This is a genomic window from Baekduia soli, from assembly GCF_007970665.1.
GTDB classification, from domain to species: domain Bacteria; phylum Actinomycetota; class Thermoleophilia; order Solirubrobacterales; family Solirubrobacteraceae; genus Baekduia; species Baekduia soli.
On sequence record NZ_CP042430.1, the window covers coordinates 4194434 to 4220360 of the forward strand.

The following is a 25927-nucleotide window of genomic DNA, read 5'->3' on the forward strand; positions in this document are numbered from 1 at the left end:
TGCGGTGCGACGCGGCGGGACTCTACGAGCCCGGCTCGCTGACCGCCGTCGGCTCGGCGAGGTCCCCGGCCCCACGACGGCGACGGCGCCGCGGTTGCGGCGTCACGCCCGGGATCTCGGACTCGCAGAACGGGCAGATCTTCCAGGCGGGGTCCAGCGGCCTGGCGCAGGTCGTGCACGCGTCCTTGAGCTTGCGCAGGCAGTGCGGGCAGCGCAGGAAGTCCTCCTTGACCTCCCCGTCGCAGTGCGGGCACAGGAAGAAGCCGAGGTTGTGCAGCCGCGCCTCGGCGGCCTGCATCTCGAGCTCGCGCTCGCGGACGTCGTCGAGGTACTCCGGCGGCCGCACGATCATGTAGACGATCGTGCCCACGAACGGGAGCAGGCTGGCCACGACGGCGCAGCCGATGAGCAGCGGGTCGTCGATCCGTCGCCGCGCGTCCGCGTACGTGTAGTAGATCAGCGCCACGTAGATGACGATGAGGAAGAGGACCAGCAGCTTGACGGCCGTATTGAGGCCGCTGCTGTTGATCCCGAAGACCGCTTCGACGGACATGTGCAAGAGAATCCTAGGGGGTGCGTGCGGCCGAGGGGGTCGCTCCGTCCGGTCTTCGGAGCCCCTGGACGCCTTCCTGCCGTCTACCCGGAGACCGCCAAGATGTCACCCATCTGACGGTCCGATCAGAGGAACATGCGGCCGAAGCCGTAGCCGATCCCGAAGAACAGCAGGATGACGACCGCGACGATGATCGCCACGAGCGCGACCATCCGCAGGACGCTGGGCCCGTGCTCCTCGTTCACAGCGTGCTCCGCGCGCGTCCGGCCGGGCGCATGAGATCGGCGATGAGGTAGATCGAGCCCGTGGCCAGCGCGACGCCGCCGGGGCCCGCGAGCGCCTGGGCGCGGCGCAGGGCGTCGTGGGGCTCGCCGACGACCTCGACGGCGCCCGCGAAGCCGAGCTGGTGGCACAGCGAGGCGAGCGTCGCGGGCGACAGCGCCCGCGGCGTCCCGGCGCGCGTCAGCACGACCGCGTCGCACAGCGGCAGCAGGATCCGCAGCATCGCCGTGGCGTCCTTGTCCTCCAGCACCGCGACGCAGGCCACGAGCGGGCGGCCGCCGACGAAGTCGGGCAGCGCCTCGGTCAGCGCGGTCAGCCCGCCCGGGTTGTGCGCGCCGTCGATGACCGTCTCGGGATCCTGGCCGACGACCTCGAAGCGGCCGGGCACCAGCGTGGAGGCGGCCGCCGCGCGGACGGCCTCCTCGTCGGGATCGCAGCCGAGCTGCGCGCGGGCGGCCTCGACGGCGAGCGCGAAGTTGCGCCGCTGGAACGCCCCGCGGGCCACGAGCTCGAGCGCCGGGGGCGGCAGCGCCGGCTCCCCCGGGGCCACGACGAGCCGCGCGTGGCGCTCGCGCGCCGTCTCCTGCGCGAGGGCCGCGGCCTCGGGCGCCAGGCCCGCCCCGACGACGAGGGTGGCGCCGTCGCGCACGACGGCGAGCTTCTCCCCCGCGATGTCGGCGATCGTCGGGCCCAGCCAGCGGGTGTGCTCCAGCCCGACGTTCGTCAGGACCTGCACGCGCGAGCGGTCCAGCACGTTCGTGGCGTCCCAGCGGCCCCCGAGGCCGGCCTCGACCACGGCGACGTCGACGCCCGCCCGGGCGAAGTGGTCGAACGCCGCCGCCGTGAGCAGCTCGAACTGCGTGACGCGGTCGCCCTCCTCCAGGGTGCGGTCGACCTTGGCCGCGGCGTCGGCGGCCCGCGCCACCGCGGCCGCGAACTCGGCGCCCGTGACGTCGGCGTCGTCGACGCGCACGCGCTCGGCGAACGTCACGAGGTGCGGTGAGAGGTAGGCGCCGGTCCGCAGCCCGTGGCGGCGCAGGATCGCGGCGGTCATGCGCACCGTCGAGGACTTGCCGTTGGTCCCGACGACGTGGACGGCGCCGAAGCGCTCCTGGGGCGAGCCCAGGGCGGTGAGCATCCGCCGCATGCGGTCCAGCCCGAACCGCATCCCGAAGAGCTCCAGCGACAGGAGCAGCCGCTCGGCGCCCTCGAGGTCCATCGCCATCGTCTAGAGCGCCTCCAGCTCCGCCATGAGCTGCTCCAGCTTGTCGCGCTCGGCGGCCACGACGGCCTCCGGGGCCTTGGCCACGAAGCCGACGTTGGCGAGCTTCTTCTCGGCGCGGGCGATCTCCTGCGCGAGGTGCTCGCGCCGGACGGCGAGCTTGGCCGCGGCCTCGGCCGGGTCGACGCCCGTCAGCAGCTCGACGTGGGCGCCCCCGACGGGAATCGTGGCCACGGGCTCGCGGTCGTCGGCGGTCGGCGTCAGGCGGGCCAGGCGGGCGACCAGCGGCTCGAGGCCCTCGAGGCCGACCAGACGGGCCTCGAGGACGTCGCCGGGGCGCACGCCGCTGGCGTCGCGCCACGAGCGCACGGCCTGCACGGCCGCGATGACGCGGGCGATGTCGGCCTCGGCGCGCTCGTCGCGCAGCGCCGGGTCGCCGCCCGACCGCCGGTGGGCGGCCAGCAGCCCCGCGTCGGGCGCGCCCACCCCCGAGGCCCACAGCTCCTCGGTGACGAACGGGATGATCGGGTGGGCGAGGATCAGCGTCTCGCGCACGACGTGGAGCAGGTGCGAGCCCAGCGCGCCGTCGAAGTCGCGGCCCTTGATGAGCTCGAGGTACCAGTCGCAGAGCTCGCCGTAGACGAAGTCGTAGAGGCCGAGCGCGGCCTTGGAGAAGTCGAAGGCCTCGACGCGGCCGGCGAAGTCGGCCTTCGCGGCCTCCAGGCGGCTGAGGATCCAGCGGTCCTCGACCGTCGTGGGCGACGGCGCGGGCTCGGGCCGCCCGTCATCGCCCCCGGCGCGCTCGAGGTTGGTCATCACGAAGCGCGTGGCGTTGAAGAGCTTGTTGGCCAGCGCCTGGCCCTGGGCGACCTTCTCCTCGCTGAAGCGCACGTCCTGGGTCGAGGACATGGCCAGCAGGCCGAAGCGCACGCCGTCGGCCCCGTAGGCCGGGAAGTCGCCGCCGCCGGTGAACACGGGCGGACGGGTGCCGCCCTCGATGAGGTGCAGCGGGTCGATCCCCGTCCCCAGGGACTTGCTCATGCGCCGCCCGTCGGGCGCCTGGATGACCGAGTGCACGTAGACGTCGGTGAACGGGACGTCGCCCGTGAACTCCAGGCCCATCATGACCATCCGCGCGACCCAGAGGAAGAGGATGTCGCGCGCCGTCGACAGCACGTCGGTCGGGTAGAACGCCCGCAGCTGCGGGGTGTCCCGGGGCCAGCCGAGCGTGGCGAACGGCCACAGCGCCGAGCTGAACCACGTGTCGAGCACGTCGGGGTCGCGGGTCCAGCCCTCGCCCTCGGGCGGCTCTGCGCCGACGCGGGTCTCCCCGTCGCGGTACCAGACCGGGATCTGGTGGCCCCACCACAGCTGGCGGGAGATGCACCACGGGCGGATGTTCTCGAGCCAGTCGATGTAGCGCCGCGACTGCGACTCCGGGTGGATCCGCACGCGCCCCTCGCGCACGGCCTCGATGGCCGGCCGCGCCAGCTCGTCCATGCGCATGAACCACTGCAGCGAGATGAGCGGCTCGATGCGCTCGCCGGAGCGGTGGCTGTAGGGAACGGTGTGCACGTAGGGGTCGCGGGCGCGGATGAGGCCCTGGGCGTCGAGCGCGGCGACGACGGCCTCCTGGGCCTCGGCGACCGTCATCCCCGCGAAGTCGCCGGCCTCGGCGGTCATGCGGCCGTCCTCGCCGATGGCGCTGAGCTCGGGCAGGCCGTGGCGGCGACCGATCTCGAAGTCGTTGGGGTCGTGGCCCGGGGTGATCTTCAGCGCGCCGGTGCCGAAGTCGGTCTTGACGTACTCGTCGGCGATGACCGGCAGCTCGCGGCCCACGAGCGGCAGGGTCACCGTGGCGCCGACGAGGTGGCGGTAGCGCTCGTCGTCGGGATGGACGGCGACAGCGACGTCGGCCAGCATCGTCTCGGGCCGCACGGTGGCGACGACAAGCTCGCCCGACCCGTCGGTCAGCGGGTAGGCGATGTGGAACAGGGTGTCGGTGACCTCGCGGTCCTCGACCTCGAGGTCGCTGATCGCCGAGCCCGAGCCCGGGTCCCAGTTGACCATGTAGTTGTCGCGGTAGATCCAGCCCTTGTTGTACAGGTCGACGAAGACCTTCATGACGGCCTCGACGTAGCCGTCGTCGAGCGTGAAGCGCTCCTCCTCGTAGTCCGCGGAGGCCCCGAGGCGCTTGAGCTGGTCGATGATCGTGCCGCCGAACTCGCGGCGCCACTCCCACGTGCGCTCGATGAACGTCTCGCGCCCGATCGCCTCACGGCTCGTGCCCTGCTCGACGAGCCGGCGCTCGACCTGGGTCTGGGTCGCGATGCCGGCGTGGTCGGTGCCGAGGATCCACTTCACGCGCTGCCCGAGCATCCGGTGGTAGCGGATGAGCGTGTCCTGCACCGAGCCGTTGAGCGCATGGCCCATGTGCAGCGCCCCGGTGACGTTGGGCGGCGGGATCGCGATGGAGTAGTTCTCCACGGGCGTGCCCTCGGGCTCGGGGTGGAACAGGCCGGACTCCAGCCAGCGGGCCACGATGCGCGGCTCCACCTCCGACGGCTCGAACCGCTTGCGGTCGTTCAGGCTCGACATGGAAGGATCGGAGTCTATGGACGACGACAGCGCCCGGCCCCGCGAGTGGGACGCGGGCACCTACCACCAGGTCGCCGTACCCCATCAGGGGTGGAGCGACGAGATCCTCGAACGGCTGACCCTGCGCGGTGACGAGACCGTGCTCGACCTCGGCTGCGGCACCGGCAACGTCGCCGAGCGGCTCCTGGAGCGTCTGCCCAACGGCCACGTCATCGGCGTCGATGGCTCCGCCGCGATGGTGCAGCAGGCCCGCGAGCGCCTGCCGGAGCGCACGACGTTCGTGCACGCCGACCTGCTCGACCTCGAGGTCGAGCCGCCCGCCGACGCCGCGGTGTCCTCGGCGACGTTCCACTGGATCGCCGACCACGACCGGCTGTTCGCGCGGGTCCGCGCGGCGCTCGTGCCCGGCGCGCCGCTCGTGGCGCAGTGCGGCGGGCGCGGCAACATCGCGGGGATCGTCGCGGGGGCCGAGGCCGTCGCAGCGCACGAGCCGTTCGCGCCGTACCTGGCCGGCTGGCCTGGCCCGTGGAACTTCGCGGGGCCCGAGGAGACGACGGAGCGCCTGCAGCGCGCGGGCTTCGCGGTGCAGAACTGCTGGCTGGCCGACTCGCCGCAGCGGCCCGAGCGCATCCGCGACTTCCTGGGCTCGGTGACGCTCGGCTCGCACCTGCTGCGGCTGCCCGAGAAGCTGCGCGACCCGTTCCTGGACGCCGTCGTGGAGCAGCTGGGCCCGGACCCCGTGCAGGACTACGTGCGCCTCAACATCGTGGCGAGCGCGGTGTAGGGCGCGCGTTCCTGGACGCCGTCGTGGAGCAGCTGGGCCCGGACCCCGTGCAGGACTACGTGCGCCTCAACATCGTGGCGAGCGCGGTGTAGGGCGCGCCGCGCCTACCGGCGCTTGGAACGCCTGAGGCCGCCCCTGAACGGCATGAGCTTGCGCCCGGCCGTGAAGAGGTCGAGGCGGGCGACGATGCGCCGCAGCTCGGAGCGCTCGGCGGCCGTGACGTTCGACGGCCGGCCCTGGGACTTCTTGACGATCCGCGCGAGCTCGCGGCGGTCGGCCGGCTCGAGCCGGCCCCAGTGGTCGCGGGCGATCACGGCGGCCTCGAGGACCATCATCCAGGGAACGGCCTTGCGGCCCGGCAGTCTCGGCATCGGCGGTGAGGGTACCCGGACCCCGCCCGCAGCTAGCCCCCGCGGGCGACCCAGCGGTCGACGAGCAGGCGGGCGATCGCGAAGGGCGGCGGGACGAGCAGGCGCTCGGAGTCCGGGCCGTCGAGCCAGGCGACGTCCTCGCGCGAGGCCGCCGCCAGCTCGTCGCGGCCGAACCACCGGACGTCCTCGAGCTCGGCGTCGCGCGTCGTGGGCTCGCCGCTCTCGTAGGTGGCCTCGAAGCCGAGCATGAGCGAGATGGGGAACGGCCAGGGCTGGGAGGCGATGTAGCGCACGTCGCGCACCTCGACCCCGGCCTCCTCGCGCACCTCCCGCGCGACGGCGGCCTCCAGGGGCTCGCCGGGCTCGACGAAGCCCGCCAGCGCGCTGTAGCGCCCCGCGGGCCAGACCGCCTGGCGGCCCAGGAGCGCCCGGTCGCCGTCGGTGACGAGCATGATCACGACGGGGTCGGTGCGCGGGTGGTGCTGGTGGCCGTCGGCGCAGGTGCGCACGTGGCCGCCCTCCCCCGCCTCGGTCGGCTGCCCGCAGCGCCCGCAGAAGCGGTGGCCGCGACGCCAGTTGACCAGGCCGCTGGCGTAGGCGATGGCGCCGAGCGCGTCCGCCGGCAGGGTGACCGCGAGCTCGCGCAGGTTGACCGCGCCGGGGCCCTGGCGCTCGACCGCGAACAGCGGGCCCGACTCCGCCAGGCCCAGGAAGATCGGCTCGTCGTCGTCGGGGCGCAGCGGCGAGGGCTCGGGGTGCGCGCCCTCGGGGCCGATGACGATGGCCATCGCCCGGGGGTCGGCCAGGGCGGCCGCGAGGGCCTCCGGCTTCGTGCGCAGCTCGCCCGCGCGCTCCAGCGCGCCACCGGCGAAGGCGATGGGCGCGGGGCCCGTCGGCGCGCCCACCGTGCTCAGGCCGACTCGGCGGCGGCCGGAGCGGAGCCGTCGTCCTCGACGGCCTCGGTGACCAGCGTGGGCGTGATGCCCTTCTCGATGGTCTCCTTGGTCACGACGCACTTCTTGACGTCGCGGCGGGAGGGCAGCTCGAACTGCACGTCGAGGAGCGTCTCCTCGATGATCGACCGCAGGCCGCGGGCGCCGGTCTCGCGCTCCAGAGCGCGGTCGGCGACCGACACGAGCGCCTCGTCGGAGAAGACGAGCTCGATGCCGTCGAACTGGAAGAAGCGCTGGAACTGCTTGACGAGCGCGTTGCGCGGCTCGGTCAGGATCGTGATGAGGTCGGAGCGCGACAGCTGGTGGACGGCGCTCAGGACCGGCAGGCGGCCGATGAACTCGGGGATCAGGCCGTAGTTGACGAGATCCTCGGGCAGGCACTTCTGGAAGACCTGGCCGGTGTCATGGGCGGCCTTGGACTGGATGTCGGCCCCGAAGCCCACGCCCTTGTGGCCGATGCGCCGCTCGATGACCGAGTCGAGGTTGGCGAACGCGCCGCCGCAGATGAACAGGATGTTCGTCGTGTCGATCGACAGGAACTCCTGGTGGGGGTGCTTGCGGCCGCCCTGGGGCGGCACGGAGGCCGTCGTGCCCTCGAGGATCTTCAGCAGCGCCTGCTGGACGCCCTCGCCGCTGACGTCGCGCGTGATCGACGGGTTGTCGGCCTTGCGGGCGATCTTGTCGACCTCGTCGATGTAGATGATCCCCGTCTCGGCCTTCTTGACGTCGTAGTCGGCGGCCTGGATGAGCTTGAGGAGGATGTTCTCGACGTCCTCGCCGACGTAGCCCGCCTCGGTGAGCGCGGTGGCGTCGGCGATGGCGAACGGCACGTTGAGGATGCGCGCGAGCGTCTGGGCCAGCAGCGTCTTGCCGCAGCCCGTCGGGCCGAGCAGCAGGATGTTGGACTTCTGCAGCTCGATGTCGGCGTCGGTCGCCTGCATCATCTGCACGCGCTTGTAGTGGTTGTAGACCGCCACCGACAGCGTGCGCTTGGCCGCCTCCTGGCCGACGACGTACTCGTCCAGGACCCCGTAGATCTCGCGCGGCTTGGGGAGGTTCTCGAGGTCGAACGACGGCGGGGCGGTGAGCTCCTCGTCGATGATCTCGTTGCAGAGATCGATGCACTCGTCGCAGATGTAGACCCCCGGGCCGGCGATGAGCTTCTTGACCTGCCGCTGCGACTTGCCGCAGAAGCTGCAGAGAAGCTGCTCGTTGGAATCCGTGGGACGCGCCATCTGGTCTCGCCTCGCCGTCTCTCGTACCCGTCTCGCCGAGTCTAGTGCTCGGAGATGACCCGGTCGATGATGCCGTAGGTGACGGCCTCCTCGGAGGACATGAAGTAGTCGCGCTCCGTGTCGGTCCGCACCTTCTCGTACTCCTGCCCCGTGTGCTTGGCGATGATGTGGTCCAGGCGCTGGCGGATGTCGATGATCTCCCGCGCGTGGATCTCGATGTCCGTCGCCTGGCCCTGGAAGCCCGAGGAGACCTGATGGATGAGGATCTTCGCGTTGGGCAGTGCCATGCGCTTGCCCGCCGCGCCGCCGGCCAGCAGGAGGGCGCCCATCGACATCGCGATGCCGACGCAGATCGTCGACACGTCGGGCTTGATGAACTGCATCGTGTCGTAGATCGCGAGGCCCGCGTACACGCTGCCGCCCGGGGAGTTGATGTAGATCGAGATGTCCTTGTCGGGATCCTCGGACTCCAGGTGCAGCAGCTGGGCCACGATCAGGTTGGCGATCTGATCGTCCACGGGCGTGCCGAGGAAGACGATGCGCTCGTTGAGCAGGCGGCTGTAGATGTCGAACGCGCGCTCACCACGTGAGGTCTGCTCGACGACCATCGGGACCAGGGGACTCATCAGACCTCGTGCTCGTTCTCTTGCTCGATCGGAATTCCTGCCGGGCCGGCCGGATCGCCGGGTCCCGAAGGTCCGTGGAGGCTAGCAGCCGTGCGAGGCCCCGCCCTGGCCTTCAGGTCGGTCTTGCGCGGGCGTCCTTGAGGCCGGCAGACGACCGTCCGAGCGGCGCTTCGCGACGTGCTAGGAGGGCCTGCGGAGGGCCTTCGCGCGGGGGTCCGCTACTGGCCCGGGAGGATGATCTTCTCGCGCGCCGCGGCCCGCTCGGGGTCGATCGCCGTGGCCCGCTCGACGAGCAGCTCGATGGCCCGGTGCTGGGCCAGGTCCTCGCGCAGCTCGTCCAGGCGCCCGGAGCGCTCGAGCTGCTTGCGCAGCTTCTCGGGCTTGACGCCCTGCTGGGCCGCGGGCTCCTGGAGCGCGTCGAGGATGTCGCCGTCGGAGAGCTCGATGGACTCGGCCTCGATGACCGCGGCCAGGACGGCCTCGCGCCGCAGCGCCTTCTCGGCGTCGGGGCGGGCCTCCTCGAGCAGCTCCTCCTCGGACTTCTGCGCGATGCGCAGGTAGGCGTCCTTGTTGATGCCGCGGTGCGAGAGCGAGTGCAGCATCTGGTCGAAGAGCTCGCGGGAGCGGGCGTCGACGAGCGAGGTGGGCACCTCGACCTGGGCCTTGTCGACCACGGCGTCCAGCGCGGCCTCGTTGAACTCGGCCTGGATCTGGCGCTCCTCGGTCTCGCGCAGGCGCTTGGCGATGTCCTCGCGCAGCTCGGCGACGGAGTCGAAGCCGCCGGCCTCCGTGGCGAAGTCGTCGTCGAGCTCGGGCAGCTGCTTGGCCTTGACCTCGTTGACGGTCACCTCGAACCGGGCCGGCTTGCCGGCCAGGTGCGGCGCGGAGCCGTAGTCCTCGGGGAACGTGATCTCCACGACGCGCTCCTCGCCCGCGGACGCGCCGACGAGCTGCTCCTCGAAGCCGGGGATGAACTGCCCGCTGCCCAGCTCGAGCAGGTGGTCGCGGCCCTCGCCGCCGTCGAAGTAGTCGCGCTCGCCGTCCTCGCCCTCGATCGACCCCTTGAAGTCGATGACCGCGTAGTCGCCCTCGGCGGCGGCGCGCTCGACGGTCTCCAGGCGGCCGAGCTGCTCGCGCAGGCGGGCGACCTGCTCGTCGATCTTCGCGTCGTCGACCTCGGGCTCGCGCCGCGGGACCTCGATCGTGGAGATGTCGCCGAGGGTGGCGGTCGGGCGCACGCCGATCTCGATCGTGAAGGTCAGGGGCTGGCCCTCGGCCGGCAGGTCGCCGAGGTCGACATCGGGCTCGCCGACCGGGTGGATGCCGGCGGCGTCGATCGCGTCGACGTACCAGCGGCCCAGCGAGCCGCGGACGGCCTCGTCGAGCACGGCGTCGCGCCCGATGCGCTGGATGACCACGGGGGCGGGGACCTTGCCCTGGCGGAAGCCGGGCATCCGCAGGTCGCGGCCCATGCGCCCGGCGGCCTCGTTGAGACGCCGGGCCACCTCGGCGGCGGGCACCTCCGCCTCCACGCGCACCCGCGACTCGGGGAGCTCCTCGACGGTGGTCTTCAGCTTCTCGGCAGCGGCCATATCGGTGGTGACGATAGCGGGGAAGGGCTCGCTCAGGGGGCTCGCCTTCCCTTGCGCGAGCTCGCCCAGGGGGCTCGCTCGCACCGCCCGGCCAGATCGAGCCGACCAGCGGGGAAGGGCTCGCCCAGGGGGCTCGCCTTCCCTTGCGCGAGCTCGCCCAGGGGGCTCGCTCGCACCGCCCGGCCAGATCGAGCCGACCAGCGGGGAACGGCTCGCCCAGGGGGCTCGCCTTCCCTTGCGCGAGCTCGCCCAGGGGGCTCGCCCACGCACCGTCACGGGTACGGTGAAGGCCGTGGCCGCCCGCCCGCTCCCGCTCCCGACCCGCCTCGCGGCCTGGCTGTACACCGGGCCGCTCGGGCACCTCTACGGGGGGCTGCTCGACTGGGCGTCGCTGCTCGGGCGCCTGCTGTGGATGCGCGTGCGCGCCCGCACCGGTCGCTGACCGGCGGCGACCACCCCGCAGGGCGGTCGCCGCGGCCCGCGTGGCTCCCGTGCGCCTCAGCAGGTGGCGACGAGGTGGAACGGCCGGTCGGTGGGCGCGGTCGCGCCGGTCCCGTCGGCCCCGCCGCCGGCGCGCGTGCGCACCGTGACGGTCTTGTGGTCGCCGCCGAGCTGCACGCCGACGGCGCCGGCATCCTCGAACTGCGTCTCGGTGGCGCTGAGGGCGCAGCCCGAGACGTCGTTGGCGAACACGACCGTGTAGGTGCCCGCGCCGGTGCGGGACGCCGAGGTGGCTCCGCGGTTGCCGCCGAGCGTGCCGTCGGCGTCGACGGCCGCGAACGGGCTCAGGCCCTGGGCCGTGGCCACGGCGTCGGTGTGGGCGGCCTTGAGCGTGTCGTTCTGGATGTCGTCGGCGCTCTTGCCGTCGACCTGGTCGGCGTTGAGGCCGGTCGCCACGCCGTGGGCGTTGGTCGTGAACGGCGCGGCGGCCGCGTTGGACGAGGTGATCGCCCCGACCTCGGTGCCGCCCTTGGACTCGAACTCGAACGCCCGGCCGTCGGCCAGGTTGCTGGCCCGCACGCAGGGCTCGTTGCCCTTGGGGGAGCCGCCCGCCTTGGAGCGGCAGCCGTAGATCGCGCCGCCGCCGTTGTCGGACTTGTTGGACTGGCGTGTGCCGTAGGTGCCGGTGTTGGCGATGATCTGGGTCTCGCGACTCAGCGCCGCGCTCTCGTTGGAGCCGGGGTTGCGCTTGCCGCCGAGGATCGCACCACCCTCGCCGGACGCGACGGCGAAGCTCGAGATGAGCAGACCCAGGACCACGGCGCTGGCGAGCACCAGGGTCCCCTTCGAGCGAAACCTGCGGAACATGATGGGGTTGCCTCCCTGTCGGTTTTCCCTTGTCGGTGGGAACTGCGGGACCGGGACAGGGTTGCGGTGCGCGGTCCGGCGATGACCGCCGTAACACCAGGCAGTCCTGAGTGCTCAGGGCCTCAGAGCGAAAATGGGCCAGGCGCCGGGAACGCCGCGCAGCGCGTGCGCCCCGCGCATCTCGAAGTCCAGCCCCGACCCGACGACCGTGCCGTAGACGGTGCCCGACGTGAGGATCTCGTCGGGGCCGGCCATCTCGGCCACCCGCGCGGCGATGTGCACGGCCATCCCGCCCACGTCGCCGCCGATGAGCTCGCACTCCCCCGTGTGCAGGCCGGCGCGCACGCGGATGCCCAGCCCGCGGACGGCGGACACGACGGTCCGCGCGCACCGCAGCGCGTCGGACGGCGGCCCCTCGAAGGCGGCGATGAACGCGTCGCCGACCGTCTTGACCTCGCGGCCACCGTAGCGCTCCACCTCGCGACGGATCGCCTCGTCGTGGGCGGCGAGCAGGTCGCGCCAGCGCCCGTCGCCCAGCCGGGCGGCGTGGCCGGTGGCGTCGGCGATGTCGGTGAACAGGATCGTCAGCAGCCGGCGCTGCAGCCCGCTCGTCGTGTGGCGGCTGCCCGTCAGGAACTCGTCGATCTCGCCCAGCAGGGCCTCCGTGTCGCCCACCATGGGCAGGCTGTCGGCGCCGGGCAGCTCGACCAGGCGCGCGCCCGGGATCCGCGCGGCGTACACGCGCGAGTGCCCGACGTCGATGAAGCGGTCGCCGGTGCGGTGCAGCACGAGCGTCGGCACGTCCAGCCCGCCCAGCAGCGGGCGCACGTCGACCCCGGCCAGGTTGGCGGCCACGCGCAGCATCCCCGCCGGCGTCGCCGACAGGCGCTCGAGCCGGCCGAGCCACTCGCGCATCCGGACGTCGCCGGCCACGCTGGGCGCCATGACCTCCAGGTTGGCCCCGGTGCCCCAGTGCTCGGCGCCGCGCCGCAGCCGCTCCTCGCGCTGCTGCGGCGTGGCGGCCCAGGGCAGCTCGTCGTCGCGATGCGGCGCGACCATCGAGGCGTACAGGATGAGCGCGGAGGTCCGCTCGGGCCAGGCCGCGGCGAAGGCGACGGCCAGCGGGCCGCCCGAGGCATAGGACTGCAGGACGACGCGCTCGGAGCCGGTCTCGCGGAGCACGGCGAGCAGGTCGGCGACCTCGTCGTCGAGGCCGCACGGCTCGTGCGGGCGGTCCGAGAGCCCGACGCCGCGGCGGTCGACGAGGATGACCCGGGCGATCGAGCCCAGCCGCTCCCACCAGCGCCGCAGGCCGGGCTCCTCGATGAAGCCCTCGATGTGCGACGGGACCCCTCCGAGGAACACGAGGTCGACCGGTCCGTCGCCCAGCACGCGGTAGGCGATGCTGTGCTCGCCGTTGCGCGCCCAGCGGACGTGGCCCTCCTCCATGCGCGCAGCGTATCCGCGCCGCGCCGGGCTCAGGCGGGCGCGCGGAGGCGGTCGGTGACCGGGTCGGTCAGGTGCGCGGGGTCGCCGAGCAGCAGCCAGCCGTCCTCGGTGCGCTCGAGCTGGCGGGCGGCCGCGAGGTCGCCGATCGCGGAGGTGACGGAGGGCCGGCGGGCGCCGACGAGGCGGGCCAGCGCGCTGTGGGTCAGCTCCATCGGCACGAGCACGCCGTCGGGCGTGACGCGCCCCCAGCGCTCGGCCAGCGCCCAGAGGGCCAGCAGCAGGCGGTCGTCCAGCCGCACGAGCTGGTTGACGACGAGCCGCACCGACAGCCAGCGGTGGCGGCGGGCCATGCGGCCGAGGAGCGCGTCGACGACCGCCGGGTAGGCCAGCGCGGTCTGGCGGAAGCGCGCGTCGAGCACCGCGACGCGCGCGGGCTGCAGCACGCTCCAGCGGGTCACGAGGGGGAGCTCGGAGACCTCGGCGTCGGCGTCCCAGGGGCGCAGGATGTCGCCCGCCCCGAGCACCTCGGTCGACGAGCGCCGCCCGAGCGACAGGTCGCGCAGGAGCACGCCGTCGAGCACGAGCAGGCCGAACGGGGCGGCCGGCGCGGCGACCGACTCGGGGCTCCACGCCCCCGTGTCGAGCTGGAGGACTCCGGCCACCAGCTGATGGCGTGCGCGCTCGAGCTCCTCGGGCGCGAGTCCCTCGCCGAGGTCCGGATCGGCTTCCAGGACACGAGCGAGTTCGCGGGACACGACACGCGCAGAATTCCCCATCGAATCGCACACTAACCCCTCGCGCTGGGTCATATTGCCCAGAAGGGTACGGATCTCCGACCGTGCCCGATCGGACCCTGTGCCGGCCGCCGGCCCGGCACGCCGCGCCGGGCTCAGCCCAGCCGGATCATGGCCTGCTTGGCCCGCGTGTGGTCGTCCAGCGCGTAGACCGACAGGTCCTTCCCGTAGCCCGACTCCTTGAAGCCGCCGTGCGGCATCTCGGAGAGGAACGGCAGGTGGTCGTCGACCCACACGCAGCCGAAGTCCAGGCGGCGCACGGCGTCCATCGCGCGCCCGACGTCGCGGGTCCACACCGAGGCCGCCAGGCCGTAGGGGACGTCGTTGGCCAGCGCGATCGCGTCGTCGGCGTCGTCGAGGCGCTGAACGGAGACCACCGGCCCGAAGATCTCGCTCTGGACGATCTCGCTGTCCTGGGCGGCTCCCGCGACCACCGTCGGCTGCCCGAAGAAGCCCTGCCCGCGGCCCGGGGCGCCGCCCGTGAGGACCTGCGCGCCCGCGTCGGCCGCCCGGTCCAGCAACCCGAGGACGCGCTCCTGCTGGGCGCCGGAGACCACGCGGCCCATCTCGACGGCATCGCCCTCCGCCGGGTCGCCGACGACCAGCGACGCCGCGGCGGGCACGAGCTCCTCGAGCAGCCGGTCGTAGATCCCGGGCGCGGCGAGCACGCGCGCTGCCGCCCTGCAGTCCTGGCCGGAGTTGAGGAAGCCGGCGATCCGCAGCCCCTCGGCGACCGCGACGGGATCGGCGTCGTCGTCGACGATCGCGGGTGCCTTGCCGCCCAGCTCGAGGTGGACGCGCTTGAGGCTGTCGGCCGCCGCCCGGGCGATGCCCTTGCCGGTCCGCACGCTGCCGGTCAGCGACACCATGGAGACGTCGGGGTGGGCGACGATGCTCGATCCGACCGGGTCGTCGTCGCCGGTGATGACGTTCAGGACCCCCGGCGGCGGCAGCGGCGCGGCGAGCTCGCCGAGGCGCAGCGTGGTCAGCGGCGTGAGCTCGCGGCTTGAGGACCACGACGTTGCCTGCCGCCAGCGCCGAGGCGATCTTCCAGATCGCCATCATGAGCGGGTGGTTCCACGGCGCGATCTGGCCGACGATGCCGATCGGCTCGCGGCGGACCATCGACGTGTGGCCCTCGGCGTACTCGCCGGCGGCCGGCGCGCTCATCGTCCGGGCCGCGCCGGCGAAGAAGCGCAGCTCGTCGGCGCAGATCGGCAGCTCCTCCCGGGCCAGGGACATGGGCTTGCCGACGTCGAGCGACTCGAGCGCGGCGAGCTCGTCGGCGTGGGCCTGCACGGCTTCGGCGAGCGCGAGCAGGGCGTCCATGCGCCCGGCGGGCGGCGTGCCGCGCCAGCCGGTCCGGGCGGCGCGCGCGGCGCCCACGGCCCGCTCGACGTCCGCGGCGCCCCCGTCGGGCACCCGGGCGATGACGGCGCCCGTCGCGGGGTTGACGATCTCGCGGACCGTCCCGTCGACGGCGTCGACCAGCTCGCCCCCGACGAGGTTGCCCGGGGTCCTGACGGCGGTCGCGGTCAGGCCGTCGCGGCCGAGGGGGACGCCGTCATGTGGGCGCCGGCGTCGGCGAGCACCTCGCCCAGCCCGTCGACGATGCGGTCCAGCAGGTCGCGGTCGCTGATGAGCGGCGGGGCGATCTGCAGGACGCTGTCGCCGCGGTCGTCGCAGCGCGCGACGAGCCCGGCCTCGCGCAGCCGCCGCGGCAGGAAGCCGCGCAGCAGCCGGTCGCGCTGGCCGGCGTCGAAGCGCGTGTTGTCGTCGTCGGCGACGAGCTCGAGCGCCCAGAAGAAGCCGCGGCCGCGGACGTCGCCGACGATCGGCAGCGCCAGGAGCTCGCCCAGTCGGTCCTCGAGGTGGCCCTCCAGCGCCCGCACGTTCTGCAGCACGCCGTCGCGCTCGAAGATGTCCATGTTGGTCAGGGCCATCGCGGCGCTGAGGGGGTGGCCGCCGAACGTGATGCCGTGGCGGAAGACCTGGCCGGCCTCCAGGATCGGGGCGATCACGCGGTCCGACGCCACGACGGCGCCCATCGGCGCGTAGGCCGACGTCAGGCCCTTGGCCAGGGAGACCAGGTCGGGCACGACGCCCTCGCGGTCGATGCCGAACCACTCCCCGAGCCGGCCGCAGCCCGTGATGACCTCGTCGGCCATGAGCAGCGCGCCGTAGCGGTCGGCCAGCTCCCGCAGGCCCCGCCAGTAGCCCTCGGGCGCCGTCAGGCAGCCGCCGGCGTTCTGCACGGGCTCGGCGATGATGAGCGCGACCTCCTCGGGGCCGGCGGCGACGATCGCCGCCTCGACCTCGGCCAGCAGCTGCGCGCAGAACGCGGCCGGGTCGGTGACCGGCCTGCCGTCGGGACCGCCGCGGAACAGGTTGGTGTTCGAGACGTGCGTGACGTCGATCGGCGCCTTGCCGAACGGCTCCTTGAAGCGCTGCACGCCGGTGAACGACAGGGCGCCGAGCGTGACGCCGTGGTAGGCGATGTCGCGCGCGATGGCCTTCGTGCGCTGCGGCTGGCCCGTGGCCAGGTGGTACTCGCGGCACAGCTTCCAGGCCGCCTCGACGGACTCCGACCCGCCGCTGGTGAAGAAGACGCGGTTCAGGTCGCCGGGGGCCAGGCCGGCCAGGCGCTGGGCCAGCTCGATCGACGCGGGGTGCGCGGTGCCCCAGTTCGTGTTGAACGCCAGGGTCGTCAGCTGGCGGGCGGCCGCCGCCGACATCTCCTCGCCGTAGCTGTAGCCGATCTGGGCGCAGAAGAGGCTCGAGAGCGCGTCGATGTGGCGGTTGCCGCGCGTGTCGAACACGTAGGGCCCCTCGCCGCGCTCGAGGACGAGCAGGTCGTCGACGTGCTGCTTGGAGAAGTGCAGCAGCAGATGGTCCGACGCGGCCTGCTGGAGCTCGTCATGGTTCATGTGGGCCACGATAGGCGCCGTCCTGCGGGGCGTCCACCCCGCTTGTGCCGCGGCGTCGGGTCAGGCGGGGCGCCGGGTGTCCATCTCGTCGGGGTCAGCCCCGGATGTTCTCGCCGCCGAACGCCTCGCTCACCGAGTCGTCGGTGAAGATGCGGTGGATCGTGTCGGCCAGCAGGTCGGCGCACCCCACGACCCGCATCCACGGCGGCAGGCCGACGGGCAGCGGGACGGTGTCGGTCACCAGGACCTCGTCCAGGCCGAGCTCGCCGAGGCGCTGCAGCGTGTCGCCGCTGAGGATCGGGTGCACGGCGACCGCCCGGATCGACGCGACGCCCGCGTCGCGCAGGATGCCGACCGCGGCCGACAGCGTGCCGCCCGTGTCGATGATGTCGTCGACGACGATCGCCGTGCGCCCGGCGACCTCGCCGATGACCGCGTGTCGGCGCTCGGTGCTCTCGGGGTCCAGGATCGCCAGCTCGGTGCCCAGCCGCGTGGCGAACTTCTTGGCCAGCTTGACCCGCCCGGCGTCGGGGGCGACGACGACCGTGTCGGGCGCCACGCTGCCCTGGAGTTGCTGGGCCAGCAGGATCGTGGCCGTCATGTGGTCCACCGGGGCCGAGAAGAAGCCCTGGGCCTGGCCCGTGTGCAGGTCGACGGTCAGCACGCGGTCGACCCGGGCGGACTCGAGCATGCGGGCGATCGCACGGGCGCTGATCGGCTCGCGCAGCAGCGACTTCTTGTCCTGGCGGCTGTAGCCGAACCACGGGATGACCGGGATGACGCGGTGCGCCGAGGCGCCGACGGCCGCGTCGACGAGCAGGATGAGCTCCATGAACGCGTCGTTGATCGACAGCGCGCCGTCGCGGGTGCCGCACAGCGACTGCACGACGAAGACGTCGGCGCCGCGCACCGACTCGTCGAACCGGCAGTAGACCTCGCCGTTGGCGTAGGTCTCCAGCTGCACGGGCCCCAGGCCCACGCCGAGCCGCCGCGCGATGCTCGCGGCCAGCGCCGGATGGCTGCGGCCCGCGAACAGCATCAACCGCTTGTCGTAGTCGATGCCGAGGTACGTGGGCTGGCGGCTCATCGCGCCTATCCTCGCAGGCCTGATGTCCGCCCCGCCGGCGCCGGCCGGCGAGCTGCGCCCGCGGCTCGCCGCCCTCACCCTCCGCGACGAGCACCGCCTCCGGCGGCGCCTGGACCGCGTGCGCCGCACCCGCGACGACGACGCCCGGACGGCCGCGCTGCGCCGCCTGGAGGAGGAGATCGGGCGCGCGGAGGCCCACGTGGCCCGGCGCCGCGCCGCCGTCCCCGCGGTCAGCTACCCGCCCCAGCTGCCGGTCAGCGCGCGCCGTGACGACCTGCTCGCGGCGATCGCCGGCCACCAGGTCGTCATCGTCGCCGGCGAGACGGGCTCGGGCAAGACGACGCAGCTGCCGAAGATGTGCCTCGAGCTCGGGCGCGGCGTGCGCGGCACGATCGCCCACACCCAGCCGCGCCGGCTGGCGGCGCGCACCGTGGCCCAGCGCATCGCCGACGAGCTGGAGGTGGCGCTCGGCGAGGCCGTCGGCTACTCCGTGCGCTTCACCGACCGCTCGCAGCAGGACACGCTGGTGCGGCTGATGACCGACGGCCTGCTGCTGGCCGAGGTCGGCCGCGACCCGCTCCTGCGCCGCTACGACACCATCATCATCGACGAGGCCCACGAGCGCAGCCTCAACATCGACTTCCTGCTGGGCTACCTGCGCGAGATCCTGCCCCGGCGCCCCGACCTCAAGGTGCTCATCACGTCGGCGACGATCGACCCCGAGCGCTTCAGCGCGCACTTCGGCGACGCGCCGATCGTCGAGGTCTCCGGCCGCACCTTCCCCGTCGAGGTCCGCTACCGCCCGCTGGCGGCCGCGCCGGCCGCCAACGACGAGGACGACGTCGACGGCGGCGGCGCGCAGCCCGACCGCGACCCGACGGAGGCGATCGGCGACGCCGTCGACGAGCTGCTCGGCGACCCCGCCCACCCCGAGGGCGACGTCCTGGTCTTCCTCAGCGGCGAGCGCGAGATCCGCGACACGGCCGACGCGCTGGCCGGCCGCCTGCCCGACGACGTCGAGATCCTCCCCCTCTACGCCCGGCTGTCGGCCGCCGAGCAGCAGCGCGCGTTCACCGCCCACCGCGGCCGGCGCGTCGTCCTGGCCACCAACGTCGCCGAGACGTCGGTCACCGTGCCGGGCATCCGCTACGTCGTCGATCCCGGCACGGCGCGGATCAGCCGCTACAGCGCGCGGCTCAAGGTCCAGCGGCTGCCGATCGAGCCGGTCTCGCAGGCCTCGGCCGACCAGCGCAAGGGCCGCTGCGGGCGCACGGCCGACGGGATCTGCATCCGGCTGTACTCCGAGGAGGACTTCGCCGGCCGCCCGCGCTACACCGACCCCGAGATCCTGCGCACGAACCTCGCCGCGGTCATCCTGCAGATGGCCGCGCTGGGCCTCGGGGAGATCGAGGACTTCGGGTTCCTGGACCCGCCCGACGCCCGCCAGATCCGCGACGGGGTCAACCTGCTGGTCGAGCTCGGCGCGCTGGACCCGCGGGCGACCGACCCGGCGCAGCGGCTGACCGACGTCGGCCGTCGCCTGTCTCGCCTGCCCGTCGACCCGCGGCTGGGCCGCATGGTCCTGGAGGCCGACGCCCGCTCGTGCGCCGACGAGGTCATCGTCATCGCCGCGGCGCTGTCGATCCAGGACCCGCGCGAGCGCCCGGCCGACCAGCGCGCGCAGGCCGACCAGCTCCACGCGCGCTTCAGGGACGACACCTCGGACTTCCTGGCCTTCGTCAACCTGTGGCGCCACCTGCACGAGCAGCGGCGTGAGCTGTCCGGCAACCAGTTCCGCAAGCGGTTGAAGGCCGAGTACCTGCACTACCTGCGCGTGCGCGAGTGGCAGGACCTCGCCTCGCAGCTTCGGTCGGCCGCGCGCGAGGCGGGCGTGCGGCTCAACCGCACGCCGGCCGAGCCCGCCGACATCCACGTCGCCCTGCTCGCCGGGCTGCTCTCGCACGTCGGGGTGCGCGACGCCGCGGGGCGCGAGTACCTCGGCGCCCGCGGCGCGCGCTTCGTCCTCTCCCCCGGCTCGGCGCTCGCGCGGCGCGGGCCGGCCTGGGTCATGGTCTCCGAGCTGGTGGAGACCAACCGCTTGTACGGCCACACGGCCGCAGCCATCCGGCCGGAGTGGATCGAGCCGCTGGCCGCCCACCTCGTCAAGCGCTCGTACGGCGAGCCGCGCTGGGAGAAGCGGCGCGCGTCGGTCGTGGCGACCGAGCGCGTCACCCTCTACGGGCTGCCGATCGTCACGGGGCGCACGGTGGGCTACGGCGACATCGACCCCGGCCTCTCGCGCGACCTGTTCCTCCGCCGGGCGCTGGTCGAGCGCGACTGGGACACCCGCCACCGCTTCTTCGCCGACAACGGACGGCTGCTGGAGGAGGTCGAGGCGCTCGAGCACCGCGTGCGCCGCCGCGACATCCTCGTCGACGACGCCACGCTGTACGCGTTCTTCGACGCGCGGATCCCGGCCTCGGTCGTCTCCGGCGCGCACTTCGACCGCTGGTGGAAGGACGAGCGGCGCCGCTCCCCGAACCTGCTGACGTTCACGCGCGAGCTGCTCGTCGGCGACCCGGAGGCGGCGACGGGCGGCGGGCGCCCGCAGCGCTGGCGCCAGGGCGAGCTGTCCATGCCATTGTCCTACACCTTCGCGCCGGGGACCGACGCCGACGGCGTCACCGTCCACGTGCCGCTCAAGGGGCTGCCGCAGCTGCGCGCCGAGGACTTCGCCTGGCAGGTGCCCGCGCTGCGGGAGGAGCTCGTCACCGCGCTGCTGCGCACGCTGCCCAAGGAGCTGCGCCGCCCGCTCGTGCCGCTGCCCGACGTGGCCGCCGAGCTGCTCGCCCGCCTCCAACCCCGCGCCGAGCCGCTGCCCGAGGCGCTCAGCCGCGAGCTGCTGGCGCTGCGCGGCGTGCGCGTCGCGCCCGGCGACTGGGACCTGGACCGCCTGCCCGCCCACCTGCGGATGCGCTTCCGCGTCGAGGACGAGGAAGGCCGCGTGCAGGGCGAGGGCACCGACCTCGGCGCGCTGCGCGCCGCGCTGGCGCCCCGGCTGCGCGCCGAGCTGACGGCGGCGGTGCCCGGGCTGGAACGCCACGGCCTGCGGGCCTGGGAGCTCGGCGACCTGCCCCGGGAGGTCACGCTGCCGGGGACCGGGCGCGCCGTGCGGGCGTTCCCGGCCCTGGTCGACGAGGGCGACGCGGTCGGCGTGCGCCTGCTCGACAGCGCCCCCGCCCAGGAGCAGGCGATGGCCGCCGGCACCCGGCGCCTGCTGCTGCTCACGGTCCCGTCGCCCGCGCGCTGGGTCCTGGGCCGGCTGCCGGGCCCGCGGCAGCTCGCGCTGTCCGACGCGCCGCACGGCTCCCCCGCCGCCGTCCTGGCCGACGCCACGGCGGCGGCCGTCGACGCGCTCGTCGCGCAGGCCGGCGGCCCGGCCTGGGACGCCGGCGGCTTCGCGCGCCTGCGCGACCACGTCGCCGGCGGGCTGGCCGAGGCGACGCTGGAGGTCGTCGAGCAGGTCGCCGCCATCCTCGACGCCCGGCGCGAGGTGCAGCGCGCGGCCGAGGGGCTGACCGCCGCGGTCTACGAGCCCGCCCGGCTCGACGTCGCGCGGCAGACCGGTGGCCTGGTCTTCGACGGGTTCATCACGGCCACGGGCGCCGCGCGGCTGCCCGACGTCCTGCGCTACCTGCAGGGCGCCGTGCGCCGGATGCAGCGGCTGCCCGACGCCGTCGCGGTCGACCGCGACCGGATGGCGGGCGTCCAGGAGCTCGAGCAGCGCCGCCGCGAGGTGGCGGCGCGGTGGCGCGGGCGCGCCACGCCGCCGGCACTGGAGCAGGCGCGCTGGATGCTCGAGGAGCTGCGGATGAGCCACTTCGCCCAGGGCCTCGGCGTGCACGGCCAGGTCTCGGCCAAGCGGGTGCGCCGCCTCCTGGACGAGGCCGCCGCCGCGGCCTGAGCTCAGGCCGCGCCCACCACGCCCGGCAGCCACGCGGCGACCGCCGCGCCCACGGCGGGCAGGTCGCCCTTGAGCCCGTGGTCGCCGCGTACGGTCACGACCGTCCGGCCCGGGCCCTCGGGTGGCATCCCGAACCGGTCGCGCTCGCCCTGGACGACGAGCACCGGCACGCCGGCCGCCTCGAGCTCGGCCAGCCGGGAGACCGGCGGCGAGGCCGAGCCCGCGCGGCGCGGCGGCAGCAGCGGGAAGGCCAGGCACAGCACGGCGCGCGCGCCGGCGGCCTGCGCGGTGCGGCACGCCACGCGCGCGCCGGACGACCGCCCGCCCACGACGATCCCCAGGCCGGCCAGCGGCCCGGCGCCCAGGGCGGCCAGCACCGCGAGCCAGGCCTCGTCGAGCCGCGGGGCGGCGGGCGCGCTGCGGCGCCCGGCGACCCGGTAGGGCTGCTCGACGAGCACGACGGCCAGGCCGGCGGCGCGGGCCGCCGCGGTCGCGGCGACGAGGTCGGGCGCGGAGACCGCCCCGCCCGCGCCGTGGCCGAGGACCAGCGCGGCGACCGGGGCGGCCACGGGGTGCAGATGGGCGCGCGCGAGACCCTGCGGCGTGTCGACGTCGAGCACCGGCACACCTGACAGCATGAAGGCCATGGACGACGAGTGCGGCGCCCTGCGCGTGGACAAGTGGCTCTGGGTCGCCCGCCTGGTCAAGACGCGCGCGCTCGGCGCCGAGGCGGTCAGGGGCGGCCGCGTGCAGGTCAACGGTCGTGCGATCAAGCCGAGCAAGGACGTCCGGCCCGGCGACCGCCTGCAGATCACGACCGGGCCCGTGCGCCGCGACGTCGAGGTTCTGGGCATCGCGCCGCGCCGCGGGCCGGCGTCCGAGGCCGCGCTGCTGTACCGCGAGACGGCCGAGAGCGCCGCCGCGCGCGAGGAGTACGCCGCCCAGCGCCGCCTCGGCCACGAGCTGGCCGCCGAGCGCGGCGGGCGGCCGACCAAGCGCGACCGCCGGCGCTACGAGCAGTCGCGCCGCGGCTGACGCTCAGGCGCCCGCCAGGCGCCAGAGGCGCAGGCCGAGCTGGAGGTCGAGGCGGTCGTCGCCCGAGCGCAGGTCGACGCCCGCGATCTCCTCGATGCGGTGCAGGCGGTTGTAGAGGCTGCTGCGGTGCACGAAGAGCTGCGCCGCCGCGGCCTGGACGTCGCCGCCGTGCTCGAGGTAGCACTCGAGCGTCGCGACGAGCGTCGCGGCGTCGGAGCCGGCCAGCAGCCGCCGCAGCGGCTCGGGCAGCATGGCCTCCGGCGGGCGGTCGCCGAGCAGCGTCGTCACGGTCCGATAGGCGCCGAGCTCGTCCCACAGCGCCACCGGGTGCCGGGCGTCGTCGACGAGCGCGACGCGCGCGGCGCGCAGCGCCTCGTCGTGGGCGGCCCGCAGGCCCGCGGGGCGCGGGTGCGCGCCGGCCACGCCGACGGCCACGCGGCACCCCGCGCCCTGGGCGGTCTGGTCGGCCACGGCGGCGGCGAGCGTCGCGGCGCGCCGGCGCGGCTCCTCGGGATCCTCGTAGGCCAGGATCGCCACGGCCCGCTCCGACGGCGCGCCCGTCATGAGGTGGTGCGGCGCCACCGCGCGGCGCAGGACCTCCAGGGCCGCCGACAGCCGGACGCCGACGGCGTCGGGCGGCGAAACGCCGGGGACGGGCACGACGACGGCGGCCAGGCAGGTGTAGGAGGAGGCCGACGCCAGGCCCGCCTCGCGCAGCCGGGCGGCGGCGGCCTCGGCGTCGACGGAGCCCGTGAGCAGCAGGTCGACCAGGGCGTTCTCCTGCAGGCGCTCCTCGCTCTCCAGGCGCCGGACGCGGAAGAGCTGGTCGCCCAGCTCGCGGCCGTAGCGCAGGCACGCCTGCAGCTCGGCGTCGTCGAGCGGCACGGGCTCGTCGACGAGCCACAGGAACCCCAGGACGCTGTCGTGGAAGCGCAGCGGGACGCAGATGCGCGCGGCCATCCCGAACGTGGGGTTGCGCGGCACGCGCACGTAGTCCTCCGCCTCGCCGATGGCCAGCGACTCCAGCCACGACGTGACCTCCCGCGGCGCCTCGCGGCGCAGGATCGACTCGCGGCGCACGTGGTCGATCTCCTCGGCGTGGGCGCTGTAGGCGAGTGCGCGGAAGCGCCGGTCGTCCACCCCCACCGGCCGGCCGATCTCGGCCGCCAGCGCGTCGACGAGGGCCTGCACCTCGTTCACGCCACCCCGGGCCACTCGACCATGTCGGCGGCCGCGCCTCCAGGGACGATCATCGGGTAGCAGTGCTCCTCGGGCTCGACGAGCACGTCGAGCACCGCCGGGCGGCCCGACGCCAGCGCCTCGGCCAGCGCCGCGCGCAGGCCGTCCTCGTCCTCGACGGTGAAGCCGAGCGCCCCGTAGCCGCGGGCGATCGTCGCGAAGTCGGGCATGCCCGGCAGCAGGTCGACCTCCGACGCGCGACCCTCGTAGAACATCGACTGCCATTGGGAGACCATCCCCAGCCGGCCGTTGTTGAGGATGACGACGACGACGGGCAGGCCCGACCCGACGGCCGTGGCCAGCTCCTGAGTGGTCATCTGGAACGAGCCGTCGCCGTCGACACAGACGACGGCGGCGTCGGGGCACGCGGCGCGCGCGCCGATCGCGGCGGGCAGGCCGAAGCCCATCGTGCCGTGGCCGCCGGAGGTCACGAACCGCCGCGGCCGGTCGCACGGCAGGTACTGCATGGCCCACATCTGGTGCTGGCCCACGCCGGTCGTGAAGACGGTGTCGCGCCCCGCGGTGGCCGCGGCGAGCACCTCCAGCGCGCGCTGCGGCTTGAGCGGGCCCCCGGCGGCGGTGTCGTAGCGAAGCGGGAACTGCCCGCGCCACGCGCGAAGCTGCGCGCGCCAGGGCTCGCGTGCGCCGTCGTCGCCGGCCACGCGGGCGGCCAGCTCGGCGCACACGGGGCCCAGCTCGCCGTGCACGGCGATGTCGGCGTGGCGGATCTTGCCGTGCTCGCGCCGGTCGACGTCGATGTGGATGACCGCCGCCTCCTGGGCGAAGGCGTCGAGGCGGCCCGTCACGCGGTCGTCGAAGCGCGCGCCCGCGGCGATGACCAGGTCGGCGCGGTGCATGGCCCAGTTGGCCCACTTGGCGCCGTGCATGCCCGGCCAGCCGAAGAACAGCTCGTGCGACTCGGGGAACGCGCCCTTGCCCATGAGCGTGGTGACCACGGGCAGCCCGGCGCGCTCGGCGAGCGCGAGGACCTCGGGCGACGCACCCTGCGCGCCGCCGCCGACGTAGAGGACCGGGCGCCGGGCCCCGTCGATCGCCGCCGCCGCGCGCGCCAGCCCGTCGGGATCGGCGGTCAGCGTGCGATCCGGCCGGTCCGGGGCCACGGGACCCGGACCGTCCTGGGCGGGCGCGAAGGGTGCCTCCTGCACGTCGCGCGGGATGTCGACGAGCACCGGCCCGGGACGACCCGAGCGCGCGAGCGCGAACGCCTCGTGCAGCACCGCCGGCAGGTCGGCGACGTCGCGGACCAGCCACGAGCCCTTGACCAGCGGCGCGGTCACCGAGGTGATGTCGCACTCCTGGAAGGCGTTGGTCCCCAGCAGCGAGGAGCGCACCTGGCCCGTGATGCAGACCAGCGGCGTGGAGTCCATGCCGGCGTCGGCGATCGGCGTGACCAGGTTCGTCGCGCCGGGGCCGGAGGTCGCGAAGACGACGCCGACCCCGCCGCCGGCGCGGGCGTAGCCCTGGGCCATGTGCCCCGCGCCCTGCTCGTGGCGGGCGAGCACGTGGCGGATCGTGGTCCCCCGCGCGATCGCGTCGTACAGCGGCAGGATCGCGCCGCCGGGCATCCCGAAGACGGTCGTGACGCCCTCGGCCTCCAGGCAGCGCAGGACGGCGTCGGAGCCGAGCGTGGTGGCCGTGTGCGGGGCACGGCGCGGATGGGTCGTGGCGGTCGTGGACATCGCAGGTCCGATCTTGGTCGCAGGGGGTCGTCGGGCGCCGCGCGCGGCGGGCGCGGGGGGAGGGGGTGAGGCGTCGGAAGACGCTGCGACGACGATCCCCTAGCGGGGAATCGGGGCGATCCACGTGATGGCAGCGGCGACGCGACCGCGGGAGGAGGAGATGGGCGCCGTGCGCTGCACGTCATGGATCGTATCGGGTGTCCGAGGG

General features: G+C 74.4%; 20 protein-coding genes and 1 pseudogene. 4 read left to right on the top strand and 17 right to left on the bottom strand.

What is annotated here, in order from left to right:
* Window positions 1–22: 22 nt before the first annotated feature.
* The 3 genes from FSW04_RS20330 to FSW04_RS20340 form a co-directional block, all read right to left on the bottom strand.
* A complete protein-coding gene (locus FSW04_RS20330) occupies window positions 23–553 on the bottom strand; it encodes a zinc ribbon domain-containing protein (RefSeq protein WP_146922057.1) in 531 nt (176 codons plus the stop codon).
* A gap of 241 nt (window positions 554–794) precedes the next feature.
* Complete coding sequence (locus FSW04_RS20335; RefSeq protein WP_146922058.1) at window positions 795–2060, bottom strand: bifunctional folylpolyglutamate synthase/dihydrofolate synthase; 1266 nt, start codon at window positions 2058–2060, stop codon at window positions 795–797.
* 3 nt (window positions 2061–2063) lie between these two features.
* Window positions 2064–4655 carry a valine--tRNA ligase gene (locus tag FSW04_RS20340; RefSeq protein ID WP_146922059.1) on the bottom strand — a complete coding sequence of 864 codons (2592 nt, stop codon included), beginning with the start codon at window positions 4653–4655 and terminating at the stop codon, window positions 2064–2066.
* Window positions 4656–4671: 16 nt separating this feature from the next.
* On the opposite strand from FSW04_RS20340, the gene FSW04_RS20345 reads away from it, so the two are divergent.
* The gene (locus FSW04_RS20345; RefSeq protein ID WP_146922060.1) at window positions 4672–5439 is read left to right on the top strand and encodes a class I SAM-dependent methyltransferase; all 768 of its coding nucleotides are present in this window, start codon (window positions 4672–4674) and stop codon (window positions 5437–5439) included.
* Between the two features lie 104 nt (window positions 5440–5543).
* Here the strand turns inward: FSW04_RS20345 and FSW04_RS20350 are convergent, their stop codons facing one another.
* The 5 genes from FSW04_RS20350 to tig all read right to left on the bottom strand — a co-directional run bounded on the left by FSW04_RS20350 (window position 5544) and on the right by tig (window position 10216).
* A complete protein-coding gene (locus tag FSW04_RS20350; RefSeq protein WP_146922061.1) occupies window positions 5544–5810 on the bottom strand; it encodes a hypothetical protein in 267 nt (88 codons plus the stop codon).
* A gap of 32 nt (window positions 5811–5842) precedes the next feature.
* On the bottom strand, window positions 5843–6715 hold the full coding sequence (gene nudC, locus FSW04_RS20355; RefSeq protein ID WP_228430605.1) for an NAD(+) diphosphatase: 873 nt from the start codon (window positions 6713–6715) through the stop codon (window positions 5843–5845).
* Between the two features lie 5 nt (window positions 6716–6720).
* Window positions 6721–7998 carry an ATP-dependent Clp protease ATP-binding subunit ClpX gene (clpX, locus tag FSW04_RS20360; protein ID WP_146922062.1) on the bottom strand — a complete coding sequence of 426 codons (1278 nt, stop codon included), beginning with the start codon at window positions 7996–7998 and terminating at the stop codon, window positions 6721–6723.
* A 41-nt stretch (window positions 7999–8039) separates the two neighbouring features.
* Entirely contained in the window at window positions 8040–8624 is a 585-nt protein-coding gene (gene clpP / locus FSW04_RS20365) for an ATP-dependent Clp endopeptidase proteolytic subunit ClpP (protein ID WP_146922063.1), read from the bottom strand.
* A 218-nt stretch (window positions 8625–8842) separates the two neighbouring features.
* On the bottom strand, window positions 8843–10216 hold the full coding sequence (gene tig, locus FSW04_RS20370; RefSeq protein WP_146922064.1) for a trigger factor: 1374 nt from the start codon (window positions 10214–10216) through the stop codon (window positions 8843–8845).
* Window positions 10217–10508: 292 nt separating this feature from the next.
* On the opposite strand from tig, the gene FSW04_RS26390 reads away from it, so the two are divergent.
* Window positions 10509–10658, top strand: a complete 150-nt coding sequence (locus FSW04_RS26390; protein WP_187368950.1) for a hypothetical protein — start codon at window positions 10509–10511, stop codon at window positions 10656–10658.
* A 56-nt stretch (window positions 10659–10714) separates the two neighbouring features.
* Here the strand turns inward: FSW04_RS26390 and FSW04_RS20375 are convergent, their stop codons facing one another.
* From FSW04_RS20375 to FSW04_RS20400, 6 genes and pseudogenes are all read right to left on the bottom strand, one after another.
* The gene (locus FSW04_RS20375; protein WP_146922065.1) at window positions 10715–11491 is read right to left on the bottom strand and encodes a hypothetical protein; all 777 of its coding nucleotides are present in this window, start codon (window positions 11489–11491) and stop codon (window positions 10715–10717) included.
* A 147-nt stretch (window positions 11492–11638) separates the two neighbouring features.
* The gene (locus tag FSW04_RS20380) at window positions 11639–12973 is read right to left on the bottom strand and encodes an adenylate/guanylate cyclase domain-containing protein (RefSeq protein WP_146922066.1); all 1335 of its coding nucleotides are present in this window, start codon (window positions 12971–12973) and stop codon (window positions 11639–11641) included.
* Window positions 12974–13002: 29 nt separating this feature from the next.
* Complete coding sequence (locus tag FSW04_RS20385; RefSeq protein WP_146922067.1) at window positions 13003–13728, bottom strand: helix-turn-helix domain-containing protein; 726 nt, start codon at window positions 13726–13728, stop codon at window positions 13003–13005.
* Window positions 13729–13862: 134 nt separating this feature from the next.
* A pseudogene (locus FSW04_RS28700) lies at window positions 13863–15306 on the bottom strand (aminobutyraldehyde dehydrogenase).
* Window positions 15303–16694 (bottom strand): aspartate aminotransferase family protein, encoded by a 1392-nt coding sequence (locus FSW04_RS20395; RefSeq protein WP_146922068.1) that lies wholly within the window; start codon window positions 16692–16694, stop codon window positions 15303–15305. The pseudogene FSW04_RS28700 and the gene FSW04_RS20395 overlap by 4 nt, the downstream one beginning before the upstream one ends.
* 94 nt (window positions 16695–16788) lie before the next feature.
* Window positions 16789–17781, bottom strand: a complete 993-nt coding sequence (locus tag FSW04_RS20400; protein ID WP_228430606.1) for a ribose-phosphate diphosphokinase — start codon at window positions 17779–17781, stop codon at window positions 16789–16791.
* A 22-nt stretch (window positions 17782–17803) separates the two neighbouring features.
* Here FSW04_RS20400 and hrpA point away from each other — a divergent pair, with 22 nt between their 5' ends.
* The gene (gene hrpA / locus FSW04_RS20405) at window positions 17804–21745 is read left to right on the top strand and encodes an ATP-dependent RNA helicase HrpA (protein ID WP_146922069.1); all 3942 of its coding nucleotides are present in this window, start codon (window positions 17804–17806) and stop codon (window positions 21743–21745) included.
* Between the two features lie 2 nt (window positions 21746–21747).
* On the opposite strand, the gene FSW04_RS20410 is transcribed toward hrpA, so the two are convergent.
* Window positions 21748–22392, bottom strand: coding sequence for an alpha/beta hydrolase family protein (locus FSW04_RS20410; RefSeq protein WP_228430607.1), 645 nt, complete (start codon window positions 22390–22392; stop codon window positions 21748–21750).
* Between FSW04_RS20410 and FSW04_RS20415 the strand changes: the two genes are divergently transcribed.
* Window positions 22391–22780, top strand: a complete 390-nt coding sequence (locus FSW04_RS20415) for an RNA-binding S4 domain-containing protein (protein WP_146922070.1) — start codon at window positions 22391–22393, stop codon at window positions 22778–22780. The genes FSW04_RS20410 and FSW04_RS20415 overlap by 2 nt on opposite strands.
* 3 nt (window positions 22781–22783) lie before the next feature.
* Here the strand turns inward: FSW04_RS20415 and FSW04_RS20420 are convergent, their stop codons facing one another.
* Together FSW04_RS20420 and ilvB are read right to left on the bottom strand one after the other, a co-directional pair.
* Complete coding sequence (locus tag FSW04_RS20420) at window positions 22784–23980, bottom strand: PucR family transcriptional regulator (RefSeq protein WP_146922071.1); 1197 nt, start codon at window positions 23978–23980, stop codon at window positions 22784–22786.
* Entirely contained in the window at window positions 23977–25719 is a 1743-nt protein-coding gene (gene ilvB, locus FSW04_RS20425; RefSeq protein WP_146922072.1) for a biosynthetic-type acetolactate synthase large subunit, read from the bottom strand. The genes FSW04_RS20420 and ilvB overlap by 4 nt, the downstream gene beginning before the upstream one ends.
* Window positions 25720–25927 lie beyond the last annotated feature (208 nt).